Genomic DNA, 14,978 nt, shown 5'->3' on the forward strand with positions numbered 1-14,978 from the left:
AAAGTAAGAATCTATTCTTCCATTCGTAGACTGCCAACAAGCCGACAAATAATGCTTCCCCACAGATGAAAAACACACCAATTGGGCTTGCTGGGTGGGCATACAAAACGACGATAGCAGCACAACCCCCCCCCCCAAACGCTATTTGCGATGGCAAGAACCTTAATGCTCATCAAGCTTTTCTTGTTTGATAGTGCCAGCGCTAATGCATAACAGCCATAGATAGTGTTTGCACTTGCCAGGAAAAGAATAGTGTTAAGGGGCAATTGATAAAGCTCACTAATCCATCCCGCAAAGGCAAATAACGCTAAGCCCACTGCTAAACCAGCACTACCATCTATGTGTAAGACGCTGATGTTTTTAATTTGTGCCCAGTAACTTAGAAATTTTGCTAATTCTTGCAGCGATGTCGGTGTACATTTCATCTTCTTCACCTATCTGCCTATTTATTTCATTAAGTGTATTCAAAGCTTCTGACAGCGAGCCACTCTTTTCATAAGCCAATGCTAGCGTTGACATATATTCAATATTTTCAGGGCTTTGCTTTAACACTGCGTGTAAATATTTGATGGCTTCATTAGGGTTGTTACGCTCATGCAGTTCGTATAGCGCGGCATCAGAGAGTTGCCAATCTTTAGCTGCTATATGGTAACCATACATGTCGCTTAATGATGCAAAGTGAGCAGCAACTGCACCATATCCAGATAAATAAGCTTCATATGGCACATCCCATGATGGGTAGAGATACCTAAAGGCGTGATAGGTACCTATAATTTGGGTTACCTGGTGGGGCTCTTGTAAAAAGTAATCAATTTTATAGCGAAGACCTTTAGGTGTGTGCTGGCTCAAGGCAGTATCAATAAACTCAATGCCTTCTAGCATTGCTTTACCCTCTGGAGATTTAACTTCCGGATTCCCTTCATTTCCAATATCCAGGTAAAGCACACTGTGATTACTTTGTTGTTGGGCCGTAAATGATATAAGGGATTTAGCCACTAACTTCTCATCCCAAAACAAACTAGGGCTAAACGCAAAATAGGCATCAAATAGGTCTGGAGCTGAATAAAATGCGTGAGCCACTAGCAGACCGCCGAAAGAGTGCCCAGAGAATATTCTGTATTCTTCGGTTCTAAAATTATCATCTACGTAGGGAATAACTTCCGTTTCAATAAATTTCAGATATGTATCTGCGCCACCACTATTTTCTGCATATTTGGGGTCATTGGTGGGGGTAAAATCGCGGTCTCTATCATTTGTAGACACCCCAACAATAATCATTTGAGGCGCATTGTTGTAACCAACTAAGGGGTCGAGAATACCGGAATTCAATGTGATACCTACAGGCGCATCTAATAAATACAACACTGGATAGGCATAGTCAGCATTCTCATGGTAATAAAGGGGAAGCTGAACAAACAGCGAAAGCTGCTCGTTTAACACTGTAGAGAAAATTTTTCTTTCTTCTATTTCTCTGACAGCGTCGGCACTGGCGTGCTGAGTAAACATCAATATCAGAACAATGAATATCCGTTTCATAGCGCTACTCCATTTGAGGGGGCAAGTGGCTTTGGCGAGCCATTCCATTCGTGATTACATTCTCATAATTCAAGCGATGGCTAAATTAACTCTCTGATACGTCTACTCTTTAAATTTTTCTTTTCGCACATTTCCTAGTTTTTTGAATGCTTCCATATCAGTGGTATAAATTACCTGTTTTACGATACTTTCCATGCCTAGGTTATTATCTTTGAGGGTATTTTGTATAAGGGTATAGATTTACCTTACTTGCTCTTCCAGAGTAGCTTTATCACTTGCGATACCAGATAGGTAAACGTTGTTACCTGCAATAACAACTTGGGAGTAACCAATTTCTGCCTCCCACGGGTTATACATTTTTCTCTCTATTTGAGTATCAGCAGTAGAAATAGAACAAAAGAGCGATGTTGAGCTAAGAAGTACGAGACTTCGGACCAGTTTAAGATTCAATTGAACTCTTCTAAATAAACGAAAAGGGGCCCCAAAATGGGGTCAGAGTACTTTAATGATGACTAATGTACTCTGACCCCATTATTTTTTTAACACCATTCAGCCAAAGCGCTTATTCAGATACTTCAAGCGTTCAATCTCTGTTTTAAACCTAAAAGTTTTTGTTAATTCTAAATCATCCAAATCTTCTTCAGAAAGAATATCTGACAATGCACTTTCATCAATAACAACGAGAAACTCACTATTGCTTTCAGCTGTATATACAGCACCACCTTCAAAACCTTTATATAACGTTTTATTCGTTAGTGGATCTTCGTTCATGTACTGTATTCCCGACAAATATGGGGTCCCAAAAGGAGGGCAGAAAACTTTAACAACGATTAAAGTACTCTGACCCCATTATTCAGTAAACGTCCAGGCCACAAAGCGACTTTGTTTTTGCCCCTGCCCCATGTCTACTTTCAAAAATTTCGTTGCACCGTAGTAATTTATACTGGTTTCAATGGGCTTTAGGTGCTCGCTTTTTGACACTAAGCAGGTGAACCAATCTACTTGTTTTTTATAGGCCACACTCTCGATGATCATGCGCTGAATGAAGGCAAGTTCGCCCCCTTCGCACCACAACTCGTTGCCTGTTCCTGCAAAATTTAGCTTTATGTTACTAATATCGGGCTTCGCGTTTGTATTAGCATTGGCATCAACACGAGGCTTTTTCCCACTTCGCTTTTGCATATTTCCCTTAAGGCCGATGGCCTTGCGCTCGCTTCCCAGCGCAGCAGCTTCGGCAGATTTGTGAAACGGCGGGTTACACATAGTAAAAGTAAAGTGCTCGTTAAGCTGAATAACACCTTCAAATATTTTCGATTTTTTCGGCTGCTTTCGAACCGACAATAAACGGGTAAGCTTAGGATTTTTAGTGGCGATTGATTCGGCCGACTTCACCGATACCGCATCGATGTCGCTTCCTACAAACTGCCAACCATAGCTTTGACTACCAATGATAGGATAAATAGCATTAGCGCCTATACCTACATCCAGCCCTTTTACGCTTTTACCTTTCGGGATAACCCCTTTATTGCTAGACGCCAATATATCGGCAATGCCATGAATATAATCAGCACGGCCAGGCACCGGAGGACACAAATAACCATTGGGTATATCCCACGTTTTCAATCCGTAGTAATGAATTAGCAATGCTGCATTTAGGGTTTTAACCGCGTCTTGGTTGGTAAAATCGATACTCTTCTTGCCGCTTTTTGCATCAACCACATAGCCAGATAATGCAGGGTGTGCTTGACATAATGCAGCTATGGGGTAGCCATCTTTATGTAAATTTCGAGCATGCATGGTAGAGCCTGCTTTACCTCTAGATTTTAACGAAGGCTTAAGCGAGCTTTTTGTTTTGTGGCTGGAGTTGCTGTTTGAGTTGCTGTTAGGTGTGGAGTCTACCAAGGCGACTATCCTATTTTTAGGTATTTGGCTAAGTGAATTTCTAAATGAATTTTTAATCGCCATCGAGGCTTTAAGCATCATTTCAGAAATAACTAAATAGATGAGAAAAGGCTATTTTATAACAGTATCGCTAGGGCTATCGCCTAGTAAGAATCGAGCGCCTGCCCCTTTCTCGGCAATGCGATCGTGCTTATTGTACAAGTTACATTTGTCTAAAGACAAACACCCACAACCAATACAGCCCTCTAACGAGGATTTTAATGCCGTAAGTTCAGCAATACGGTTAGTAATATGTGCGTTAAATACTTCACTAAGCGTAGCCCAATCTTCCTTATTCGGCGTGCGGTTATCTGGCAGGGTTTGCAGTAGTTGTCGAATATCATCAAGTGCATACCCCATGTTTTGTGCAATCAAAATAAACGATACCCTGCGAATGACTGAACGAGGAAACATTCTATTTCCTCCTTGGGTTCGCACGGAAGGAATCAGGGCTTCATTGGCGTAATAGCGAATAAGCGATACTGCGTTACCGGTTCGCTTTGCGACAAAGCCAATACTTTCTAGGGGTTCTGGTGCCATTTTAAAAAGTACGCATTTATTACTTGATCTAAAGTTAACTTAAGATATTAAGCTGTTGCTGTCTATTAATCCACTGCGCTTTTCAACCAAAGAGTTAGCAGTAAAAAATGCGCAACAGTAAATAAGGAAATACCATGCAAGCAGCCTTACTTGAACACGCCAATATTACCGTTAGCAACCCAGATGCTATTGCTGACGCCTTGTGCCAACTTTTTAACTGGCACATACGTTGGAGCGGCCCAGCCAAAGACGATGGTTATACGGTACACGTTGGATCAGATACCGCTTATTTAGCGCTGTATAAACCAAAGCAGTTCGGTTCTAACCAAGGTAGCTTAAATGGAATAGCTGATGATGCTCACTCTCAGAACACATTTGATCACACCACCGTAGCCCACATAAATCACTTGGGTATTGTGGTTGAAAATTTAGATGAGGTTGAAAAAAAAGTATTCGCTCTAGGATTTGATACCTTCAACCATGGTGATTATGAACCAGGAAGGCGTTTTTATTTCATGCTTGGAGAAGGGCTTGAAGCCGAAGTGGTGTCGTATACCAGCAATAAAACGCAGCGTCCCCCTATTTTAAGCCAAGGATCAGGGAGCCAAATTCAGAGAGCCAAATCTCAAGAAGGCGTAGCTCTGCAAGGCATAGCTCAGGAAGCCCCAATTCAGGACGATAAAATTCAAGAAGCAAAAACGAGGGGACGAAGATTATTGTTCAATCAGTAAGGTTAAAAATTAGGGGCACAGTGAGTTTAGTACAAACTGACTCGGCCCCTACAGCTTATTCTACCTCTCCCTCAATAGGCGCTAACCCACCACCTAACACTTTATAAAGCGTAATACGGTTTGATAGGTCGGCCTGACGAGTTGTAATAAGGGACTGGCTGGCACTGTACATAGTACGTTGCGATTCCAATGCAGTTTGAAAACTATCTACGCCATTTTCATAACGCGCAACAGACAACTCATAACTTCGTGTTGAAGCCTCAACCAAGGCATCTTCAGCATCAAGTTGATCTTGAATAGTTGCGCGTCGTGCCAGTGCATCAGCCACTTCGGTAAAGGCACTTTGAATAGCATATTCATAAGCCGCTAAATATTTTTGTTGCTGTGCTTCACTGTAAGCCAAGTTTGCCTTGTTCTCGCCACCATCGAAAATGGGCAAACTAATACTAGGCGCTATACTCCATATAGAACTGGCCCCGCCACTGAAAATATTCGATAAAACTGAGCTGGTCAACCCGCCGGTAGCGGTTAGCGATATGGTAGGGAAGAACGCAGCGCGAGCCGCACCAATATTCGCATTGGCGGATTTTAAATTATACTCGGCCGATAATACATCAGGGCGGTTAAGTAGTACTTCTGATGACACATCTGCCGGCACGTCAGTGACTAATTGATTACTATCTGGCAGTGAATAAGCCAGCAAGCTATCGTCGAAGTCTTCACCGACTAATAAGCGAAGCGCGTTGATATCTTGTTCTACCTGAGTTCGATAACTGGCGATATCAGAACGAGCAGAATAATAGATAGTTTCAGCGCTAGCCACATCAATGCGTGAATCTACTCCATAAGATAACCGTTTATTGGTGATCTCCATCGCTTGTTGAGCGTTGGTCGCTGTTTGCTCGGCAAGTGTAAGCAAATTACTATCAGCCGCCAACGTCAACCACGCATTGGCAATCTCACCAATAAGCGTTATTTTGGCCGCCTTCGCTGTTTCTGCGGTAGCAAGATAAGTTTCCATCTCTGCTTGAGTTAAGCTACGATTCTTACCGAATAAATCTATTTCATAACTGCTGAACCCTGCTTCTGCTTCATAGGTAGTGCTGATATCTCCCGTCGAAGCCTTTGACCGATTCCCACTTAAACTTGCATCCACGTCTGGGAATAAATCTGATCGTTGAATTCGATATGTAGCTCTAGCCGACTCTACGTCAGCTAATGCTTCTTGAAGGGTTCTACTGCTGTTTAACCCCATATCGATTAGGCTTACCAAGCGTTCATCTTTAATAAAGTCTTTCCATGGAATATCTAACGCTTTCTGCGAAGACAATCCTTGTGTTTCTTCTACTTGTTTAAGCTGCCACTCATTGGCGACCGATGAGTCTGAACGCTCATAATCTGGTGCCATTGAACTACACCCTGCTAGCACCATTGCAGTAGCAATAGGCAGCAACTTAGCGCTGCCTATTGATTTAACAAGGTACTTTTTAGCACGTTTTCTTACAGTAGAGAGTTGAGAATGCTGTAATTTCAAATTATTAGTCATGGCCATTCTCCAACTGCTTTTGAGATGAGACTTGTTCTGTATGTTCATTAATTGTATCGCTATAAACTGGACGACGAGCTGGGAATAAGCCGCGTACTAATACAAAAAACATAGGAACTAAAAAGATACCCAATAACGTTGCGGTTAATGTCCCGCCAATAATACCTGTACCTATTGATATACGACTATTTGCCCCTGCTCCCGTTGAGGTAGCCAAGGGTAAAATACCGAACATGAAGGCCAACGATGTCATAATAATTGGGCGCAATCTTAGACGAGCAGCGTTTACCGCAGCGTCAATCAACGACATCCCTTTTTGGTAAGACTCTTCTGCAAACTCAACAATTAATATGGCGTTCTTGGCTGCAAGACCAATCGTTGTCAAAAGTGCAACCTGAAAATAGATATCATTTTCTAGCCCTCTTACTGTAGAGGCCAATGCGGCACCCACTACACCTAAAGGAATAACCATGATCACCGAAAACGGCACAGACCAGCTTTCATACAAGGCTGCTAACGCGAGGAACACCACTAAAATAGATATAGCGTACAATGTGGTCGACTGGCCACTTGCAATTTGTTCTTGGTAAGACAGCCCGCTCCAAGAGTAAGTCAATTTACCTTGGCCTACCTCTTCAACTAAACGCTCCATTTCAGCCATTGCTTCACCTGAACTAACACCGGAGGCGGCAGAGCCTTGAATTTGATAAGACGCGATACCGTTGAAGCGAGATAAGCTTTGAGGCGCACTTGACCAAGAATACGTGCTAAACGTTTCAAACGAGGTCATTGTGGTCTCGCCATCGGCATTGCTACCACGAACATACCAATCGTTTAAATCTCGAGGTTTAGAGCGGTATTGTGCATCACTCTCGACGTACACTTTTTTCACCCTACCGTCATCGATAAAGTCATTTACATAATTACCAGCCCAAGCTGCCGTTAACGTATCTGAAATATCCGACATCGCCAGACCCAGGGCATTTGCCTTACTATTATCAATATCAATATTTAGTTGAGGCGTATTACTTAATGCCCCTTCACGAACACTAGTGATGAGTTCGCTTTGTTGTGCACGGCCCATTAACTCGTTTTTTAACGCAGTTAACTCCTCACGGCTGGTCCCTGCTGCAGCCTGTAACTCAAACGTAAAACCGTTGCTTTGTCCTAAACCTTGAATAACCGCTTGATTTAAGGCAAACACACTTGCATCGCGTATCCCCGATAAGTTTCTGTTAATACGATTAATGAGCGCATCAGCACTTTCATCGTCCTCGGTACGATCATCCCACGGGTGGAGTGAAATAAAGCCCATACCTGCATTCTGACCAGTTCCTGAAAAGTTAAAGCCAGAAATAGAAAAGGCTCTATCAACAACATCAGGCTCTTCATTCAACAGGTAATCTTCCACTTGCGAAACGGCTGCGTTAGTGCGTTTAATAGAAGCACCTTCTGCCAAGTTAACTTGAAACATAATGCTTCCCTGATCTTCATTAGGTAGGAAGCCTGTTGGCATACGAATGATTAAGACACTCAGTCCGCCGATGATAATTGCATACACCACTAACCAACGAACTTTTTGGTTAACAATCTTACCCACACGGCTCGAATATGATTTTGTTAACTTATCAAACGTCGCATTAAATTTAGCGAAAAAGCTCGTACGCTTAGTCTTACGCTGATTTTTATCAGTGCTATCTTTAGGCGATTTATGCTTAAGAAGAGTGGCACACAGTGTTGGACTTAGCGTTAATGCAACAATAACTGACAATATCATCGAAGATACAATAGCCACTGAGAACTGCTTATAAATTACGCCTGTAGAGCCCCCAAAAAACGCCATTGGAAGAAATACAGCAGAAAGCACAACAGCAATACCAATCAAGGCTCCTGTAATTTCTGACATGGATTTAATTGTGGCATCTCGCGGTGAAAGGTTCTCATCTTCCATTAATCGTTCAACGTTTTCTACCACAACAATGGCATCGTCAACTAGGAGGCCGATAGACAACACAATCCCGAACATGGTCAACGTGTTAATAGAAAAGCCAAAAGCTGATAGCACCCCAAAAGTACCAAGTAAAACTACAGGAACCGCAATAGCGGGAATAAGTGTGGCACGCCAGTTTTGTAAGAACAACCACATAACCAAAACAACGAGTACTACCGCTTCTGCTAAGGTGTGTACCACTTCAGTGATGGAAATTTTGATAAATTCAGTACTGTCTTTGGGGAAAGCAATTTCATAACCCGCCGGCATATTAGCGGTCAATTCTGCCACTTTATTTTTAACAGCTGTTGCAGTATCTAACGCATTCGCACCTGGCGACAGCATGATTGCGATACCAGAAGCAGGGTGACTATTTAAGCGCGAAATAACGCCATAACTTTCACTTCCTTTTTCTACTCTAGCAACATCACTCAATAGAACATTAGCACCTGTAGAGCTATATTTGAGGATAATATTGCGGAACTCTTCGGCGGTTGACATCATCGATTGCGCCGTGACCGTCGCATTTAATTCTTGGTTTGGTAATGTGGGGCTAGCTCCAAGGCTACCCGCGGGCACTTGCACGTTTTGCGCTGTTAATGCACTCGTGACATCTGAGGGCATGAGATCATAGGCAGCTAGTTTTGTAGGGTCCAACCAAATACGCATCGCGTATTCTGATCCAAATACTCGAGTATCACCCACCCCTTCAACACGCGCTAAGGAATCTTCCATGTTAGAAGAAATATAGTCTGAGATATCAGCTGCGGTAACTTGGTCATTTGAATCATAGACCGACACAACAAGTAGAAAATCGGTGTTCGATTTGGTAACTGTCACCCCTTCAGATTGTACTGCTTCAGGGAAACGAGAGCTCACTTGCTCCACTTTATTTTGAACCTGTACCTGCGCATAATCAGCATCGGTATCTTGTTCAAAGGTAATATCTACTGATGCTGAGCCATCTGACGTACTTGACGATGAAAAATACAATAAGCCATCAAGTCCCGTGAGTTGTTGTTCCAAAATCTGCGTAACACTGTTTTCGACGGTTTGTGCATCTGCGCCTGTATAGGTAGTGCTAACACTAATAACAGGTGGAGCAACACTAGGGTACTGAGCGATGGGTAGTGACATTATTGATGCCAAACCCGTTAGCATAATGATAATAGAAATAACCCATGCAAAAACGGGGCGGTCGATAAAAAAACGCGCAAACATGAATTAGTTACTCCCTGTGGGTGTGGTAACAGAATCGCTATTGTTATTACTATCAATAACAACGCCATTGCTATCTACTTTGACCTCTACAGGTTTAACTTGACTGCCCTCTTTTACTTTTCCTGCACCTTCAACGAGTAGCTTCTCATTAGCTTCTAATCCGTTAATAACGACCCATTGATTGCCTATGGCAACCGCTGTCACTACAGTACGTTTTTCTATTTGGTTTGATTGATTTATGACATAAGCGTATGCCTCATCAGTCGCGCTATGATAAATGCCCTGCTGCGGCACTAAAATGGCCTGCTCATCTACTGCATCACTGACGGTGGCTCGTACAAACATTCCAGGTAGTAAAAGACCATCTGGGTTCGGGAATTCAGCACGTAAGGTTACCGCTCCCGTTGAGGTATCTACTGCCACTTCCTGCATTTTCAGTTCACCTGTTAAGTCATAATCACTTCCATCTTCTAGAGAAAGCGTTACCTCAGCAGTGCCCTCATGAATATTACTTTCGCTTATTAATTTTCTTAGTCTCAAAAGTGCTTTACTGCTTTTTATCATATCCACGTAAATAGGATCTAGCGCTCGAATTGTAGCCAATGAGGTATCTTGTTGCGCAGTAACAAGCGCCCCTTGAGTGACAGAAGATATTCCGATTCGACCCGAAATTGGCGCTAACACTTTTGTGTATTCAAGATTAATTTTCGCGGTATCTAAAGCTGCTTCATACATATCAATATTGGCTTTTGCTTCTAAGTATTCCGCGTGGGCATCATCAGCATCTTGTTGAGATATCCCCTCAACTTTTAATAAGTTAGCGTAGCGTTCATCTTTAAGCTTAGCGGTTGCTTCCGCAGCTTTTGCATTATTTAATGTTGCGGCCGCCTCGTTATAGGCTGCTTGATAGGTTTCAGGGTCAATTTGGTAAAGTGTCTGTCCTTTCTCGACAAGTTGACCTTCGGTGAACAAGCGCTGTTGAATGATGCCACTCACCTGAGGACGCACTTCCGCTTCTTTGGATGCCGTGATCCTTCCTTGTAATTGGGTATCTATTTTATGACTGCTGGGTGTGACAGTTATGTATGAAACTTCAATTTCTCTAGGTGCCCCAAAACCATCTGAAGGACTTTCGTTTTGTTGTCCGCAGCCGCTAAGTAGCGCCCCAAATACTAAGAAACCTAGCGGTAATGTTAAATTCTTCTTCATAAAGTTTCCTTATTAACTCCACAATAAAAATAGGCAGAAGCAGCTAAATCTGCAAGAAACAACTATTTGTTAGATGTCGCAAACTGTAAATGGCGAAAGGTTAAAGAGGGGTTAAGGTTGCACTTACTTGCGTTTAATCGTCGAATAAAGAGATAAGATGCATTTGAATTTGTCGGACAAAGGGTTTCTCATAAAAAAGCCTGAACAAACTCAGGCTCTTCGTTGTGGTAACGCTTTCACTGGTAACACTGCTAAATGCGCATGCGTTTTGATGACTTACAATATTAGTTAAAAGCCTCTGGTCTCGTAGCTCGTAGACTAGCCTTTAATTTGCGCCATTAAAGTGAGCAAGTATTTTACTCACCTCACTGATACGGCGTTCAAAACTCGATTTGCTCGCACGCTCATGGATGGTGTGATCGCCATCCCCGTATGGACCAAAGCCATCAAGAGTAGGCACGCCGGCAGCCGATACCACATTCGCATCACTCACCCCGCCACGTTTTTCCAGCTTAAGAGGGGCACCTAACACACTTTCTAGTTCAGCGATAAACTGCGCTTGTTCATCTGTAGGTTGCATAACATCACGTTGCAAACCACCCGTCACGGCCACTTTAACCCCTTCAACAGCAGGGTTTTGCGTGACTTCTTCAAACGCAGCTAACACTCTATCTCGCTCTTCTGATTGAGTGAACCGCGCTTCTACCGTTAAGCTAGCACTAGGAGAAATAGTATTTGCGCCTAAGCCACCTTTCATTTTGCCGGCGTTAACCGTGGTACCTTTTTCAAGGTCGGTTAAATTAGTCAGTGCAATTAACATATGAGCCGCAGCCAAGTTCGCATTAATACCGTCGGTATAATGGTTTCCTGCGTGTGCGCCTTTACCTTCAAATTCGATTTGAAAAGTTGCAATACCTTTACGAGATATGACCACATCATGATCGGGACCGGCCGCTTCAAAAACCATACAGGCGTCGTAGGCTTTGGCTAATTCACTGGTAAGCAGCTTACTGTCGTCACTACCACTTTCTTCATCGCTCACCAATAGCATATCAATGTTCGCGATATGCCCCTGCTCGGCAAATACATTTCTAAGTGCTGTTAGCGCAATATAGTTACCGCCTTTCATATCACAGACACCTGGACCATAAATCCATTCATCATCTTCGCGGAATTCGGTAAAGGTGTCTGGAGGAAACACGGTATCTAGGTGACCAAGTAGCAGTAATTTTGCGCCTTCACTCTTTTTAGACAGGTAGTGAACATGGTTACCAATTGCTTCACGTCGATGGGTTTCTACAGAGAATCCAAGTTGCTCCATCCACCCATTAAAGATGTCAGCATTGAGATCTACACCCTCTTTATTTTTAGTGTAAGAATTAAGCGATATAATTGTGGCAAGTTCGGTAAAGTTCAGACTACTATTCATGCTATTTATTCCAAGTATTGATTAAAACCAAACTACGTTGAAGCCCTTGTTTTAATTGGGCAATTAACAGTAATCACACATGCTTTAAACGTTAAAATTACAAATATTGAAAATAATTCTCATTGAGCAAAAATTAAACTTGAATAGTTCGTAATTTAGCCGTTTAATGGCGCCGCTTTTGGGAGGGACTCCTCGTACCAAGACGTACCCTAAAGTCTAATATATGTCATATTTCTCATCTAAAATAGATATTTACCACCCATTTTGGTGCAAATATTTGTTTTGAGATGTCTTCTTACTTAAACCGAACAGAATGTCAATTCATCGGTTCAAAAAAATAGGGTTAAAAGTCGTGCCAAAGTATACAGTCGGGATGTGGATGTACAGCAACAGCGGCGGTACTGCCATACAGGCTAAAATCGTCAATCAATTACGAGATCGTGATATCGAAGCAATCACCGATCTTAACTTAGGCCATGCAAACGCACATAACGGAACCATTACGTGTCATAACGTAAATATGGAAGAATTAGATGCGTTCTTTTCATACAATGCAGGCCAACAAACGCCATATCAAGTTTTTCTTTATCAAGTATTAAATGAATCAATTCCGTGCCTTAACAGTTTTGAGTCATTTTCGTTATCTGAAGACAAACTGCGTACATCACACCGATTATCTCGAGCAGGAATTCGCACGCCTGATTACCGACTATGCAATACCAAAGACAAGCCTATGCTTAAAAACACCATCCGCGAATGGGGTGGACGCTTAGTGTACAAGCCTACCGATGGTTGGGGCGGCATGGGTATTGTTAAAGTAGAAGATGAGCGTTCTTTAGATATGCTTATTCCCTTTTTGGATCAAACCAATATTCCTCACTTCTACGTTGAACGCTTTATTAACTACGACATGACAGACTATCGCATCGATATTGTTGATGGTGAATTTGTGGGCTGTTACGGGCGTCAAGCGCCAAAAGACGACTGGAAAACCAATGTTACCAGCGGCGGTTCTGTTATTCGCCGTGAACCCAATGATGAATTAGTTGCCCTAGCCATTAAAGCAGCAAAAGTTACTGGCCTAGATATCGCTGGGGTTGATGTAATTTATGACCAAGAACATGAAGAATATGTAGTATTAGAAGTAAACGGTATTCCTGCATTTGCAACACCTGAACAAGAAGCTGCAGGCTTAACGTTTAATGAAGGAAAAATCGAGCGGATCGTTAATTTGATTGAGCGAAAAGCAATTGAAAAGCGCGCTAGTATGCAAGCTGCGCTAACCTCTCAACTGTAAACGAGAAAGTAAAATGTCTACGACTAAACTACCTACTATTGGCCTACTCTATTTAGACCACGTACTGCGCTTTTTCGACAAGTCTAATTTTAAAGGCTGGCCAGATAAAATTGAAACGGTGTGTTACCACTGGGGTAACGACAAAGCCCGTTTCATTCGTGAAGTAAAAAGCAAAAATATCGACATTCTTATTGGTAATATTCCTGCTACGGCTTATGAGACGTTTCGTGAAATAGCGCGTGAACTACCTGATGTTCGCTTTTTGCCTTCAATGGACACGCAGTTTGCCAATAAGTCGAAAGAAAATGTAACCCATTTTTGTGAAAAGCACGACTTACCTATTCCAAAGACTGATATTTTTTACGAAAAAGACGAAGCAATGGCGTTTTTACGTAAAACCAGTTATCCGAAGATTATTAAAAAGTCTTACGGACCGTCTAACTATGGCGGCTACTTCGTACATAAAGTAGATAGCTTTAAAGAAGCGGCTGAACTGCTTAAGAAAAAGAAATACCACCCCGTTTACGTGCAAGAATTTGTGCCTATGATGGCAGATATTCGCGTGATGCTTGTTGGTCATAAACCTGTTTGTGCATTCTGGCGTCGTCCTCCTGAAGGCGAATGGCTAACCAACACCAGTCAAGGCGGCTCAATGGATTATTCCGGCGTGCCTAAAGAAGCGTTACAAATAGCAGTGAATGCGTCTAAAGCCGCTAAAGCTGAATATTGGGCTTCTGATATTGCATTAGGTGTTGATGGTAAGTTCCGTATACTAGAATGCGCCACTGCATTTGCCGCCTTCCCCTATATTCGTGATTGGATTGGCCAGTATATTATGTGGACCTTGTGTTCAGAGCGCTTTAAGAAGCCGCATATTCCTTTGTATAACTGGGAGGAACTGGGTAAAATTCGCACGCCGCTATTACGTACCATGAGAAACATTACTTTTGGGGAATATACCCCAAGTTGTGATAGCGCAGACTCAGCGGCAGTGACTAACCCTGAGCTATACCCATTACTACCTGTTGAATTGCAGCTAGATGAAGAATGGCCAAGTGAGTCGTGGAATTTTCAAGATAATTACACGCCAAAAAGTAAAGCTGAAGTCATTGCCGACCTACACATGGAAAATCAAGATGTAGGTGAAGATGATGGTCTACCTGAAGTAGACGGCGATGGCCTCGAAAAAGTGCTAAACATAAACAATGATGAGTTAGAAGAAACGTCTGAACTTAACGCACCTGAAAGTGATGCTCCTGAATTTAAGAGCAGTGAAGCGAAAGCAGACGAACTTATTTTAACAACGCCACAAATAGAAGCGTTTTTTAGTGGCGTTAAAGGTATAGGCCCTAAACTTACAGAGGTGATAATCAGTACTCTGGGTGAAGCGGGCACGTCAAAAGCGATTTACGCTGATCCAAGCGTGTTTCTGACGGTTAAAAACATTCAGCAGAAGAAAGTCGATGCAATTATCGCGCATTGGGATAATTTCAAGACTACGCTGGTAACCACTGATTTCTCTTAGTAAAGAAGAAATA

At 42.5% G+C, this 14,978-nt stretch carries 12 protein-coding genes and 1 pseudogene; 4 read left to right on the plus strand and 9 right to left on the minus strand.

The annotated features are described in order from the left end of the window. Positions 1 to 11: 11 nt before the first annotated feature. From Q4561_RS04910 to rlmF, 4 genes are all read right to left on the minus strand, one after another. Positions 12 to 425 carry a hypothetical protein gene (locus tag Q4561_RS04910; RefSeq protein WP_303458020.1) on the minus strand — a complete coding sequence of 138 codons (414 nt, stop codon included), beginning with the start codon at positions 423 to 425 and terminating at the stop codon, positions 12 to 14. Then, complete coding sequence (locus Q4561_RS04915) at positions 361 to 1,536, minus strand: alpha/beta hydrolase-fold protein (protein ID WP_303458021.1); 1,176 nt, start codon at positions 1,534 to 1,536, stop codon at positions 361 to 363. The genes Q4561_RS04910 and Q4561_RS04915 overlap by 65 nt, the downstream gene beginning before the upstream one ends. Before the next feature lie 549 nt (positions 1,537 to 2,085). Next, a complete protein-coding gene (locus Q4561_RS04920; protein WP_303458022.1) occupies positions 2,086 to 2,307 on the minus strand; it encodes a hypothetical protein in 222 nt (73 codons plus the stop codon). A 78-nt stretch (positions 2,308 to 2,385) separates the two neighbouring features. Beyond that, positions 2,386 to 3,333, minus strand: a complete 948-nt coding sequence (gene rlmF / locus Q4561_RS04925) for a 23S rRNA (adenine(1618)-N(6))-methyltransferase RlmF (protein WP_303458024.1) — start codon at positions 3,331 to 3,333, stop codon at positions 2,386 to 2,388. On the opposite strand from rlmF, the gene Q4561_RS04930 reads away from it, so the two are divergent. Further along, positions 3,332 to 3,538 carry a hypothetical protein gene (locus tag Q4561_RS04930; protein WP_303458026.1) on the plus strand — a complete coding sequence of 69 codons (207 nt, stop codon included), beginning with the start codon at positions 3,332 to 3,334 and terminating at the stop codon, positions 3,536 to 3,538. The two genes, rlmF and Q4561_RS04930, sit on opposite strands and share 2 nt — an antisense overlap. A gap of 11 nt (positions 3,539 to 3,549) precedes the next feature. On the opposite strand, the gene soxR is transcribed toward Q4561_RS04930, so the two are convergent. Continuing rightward, positions 3,550 to 4,017, minus strand: a complete 468-nt coding sequence (soxR, locus tag Q4561_RS04935) for a redox-sensitive transcriptional activator SoxR (protein ID WP_303458028.1) — start codon at positions 4,015 to 4,017, stop codon at positions 3,550 to 3,552. Between the two features lie 134 nt (positions 4,018 to 4,151). On the opposite strand from soxR, the pseudogene Q4561_RS04940 reads away from it, so the two are divergent. Further along, positions 4,152 to 4,577, plus strand: a pseudogene (locus tag Q4561_RS04940) (hypothetical protein); the annotation flags it as partial. 226 nt (positions 4,578 to 4,803) lie between these two features. On the opposite strand, the gene Q4561_RS04945 reads toward Q4561_RS04940, so the two are convergent. The 4 genes from Q4561_RS04945 to Q4561_RS04960 all read right to left on the minus strand — a co-directional run bounded on the left by Q4561_RS04945 (position 4,804) and on the right by Q4561_RS04960 (position 12,143). After that, entirely contained in the window at positions 4,804 to 6,180 is a 1,377-nt protein-coding gene (locus Q4561_RS04945; RefSeq protein ID WP_303458130.1) for an efflux transporter outer membrane subunit, read from the minus strand. Between the two features lie 106 nt (positions 6,181 to 6,286). Beyond that, a complete protein-coding gene (locus Q4561_RS04950) occupies positions 6,287 to 9,505 on the minus strand; it encodes an efflux RND transporter permease subunit (protein WP_303458029.1) in 3,219 nt (1,072 codons plus the stop codon). 3 nt (positions 9,506 to 9,508) lie between these two features. Further along, positions 9,509 to 10,714 carry an efflux RND transporter periplasmic adaptor subunit gene (locus Q4561_RS04955; protein WP_303458031.1) on the minus strand — a complete coding sequence of 402 codons (1,206 nt, stop codon included), beginning with the start codon at positions 10,712 to 10,714 and terminating at the stop codon, positions 9,509 to 9,511. Positions 10,715 to 11,039: 325 nt separating this feature from the next. Continuing rightward, on the minus strand, positions 11,040 to 12,143 hold the full coding sequence (locus Q4561_RS04960; RefSeq protein ID WP_303458033.1) for a M20 family metallopeptidase: 1,104 nt from the start codon (positions 12,141 to 12,143) through the stop codon (positions 11,040 to 11,042). Between the two features lie 352 nt (positions 12,144 to 12,495). Between Q4561_RS04960 and Q4561_RS04965 the strand changes: the two genes are divergently transcribed. Together Q4561_RS04965 and Q4561_RS04970 are read left to right on the plus strand one after the other, a co-directional pair. Continuing rightward, positions 12,496 to 13,440: a RimK family alpha-L-glutamate ligase gene (locus Q4561_RS04965; protein ID WP_129739696.1), complete on the plus strand. Its 945-nt coding sequence runs from the start codon at positions 12,496 to 12,498 to the stop codon at positions 13,438 to 13,440. 13 nt (positions 13,441 to 13,453) lie between these two features. Continuing rightward, entirely contained in the window at positions 13,454 to 14,965 is a 1,512-nt protein-coding gene (locus Q4561_RS04970) for a RimK family alpha-L-glutamate ligase (RefSeq protein ID WP_303458035.1), read from the plus strand. Positions 14,966 to 14,978: the final 13 nt, after the last annotated feature.

This window comes from Alteromonas sp. 1_MG-2023 (assembly GCF_030547075.1).
GTDB lineage: Bacteria > Pseudomonadota > Gammaproteobacteria > Enterobacterales > Alteromonadaceae > Alteromonas.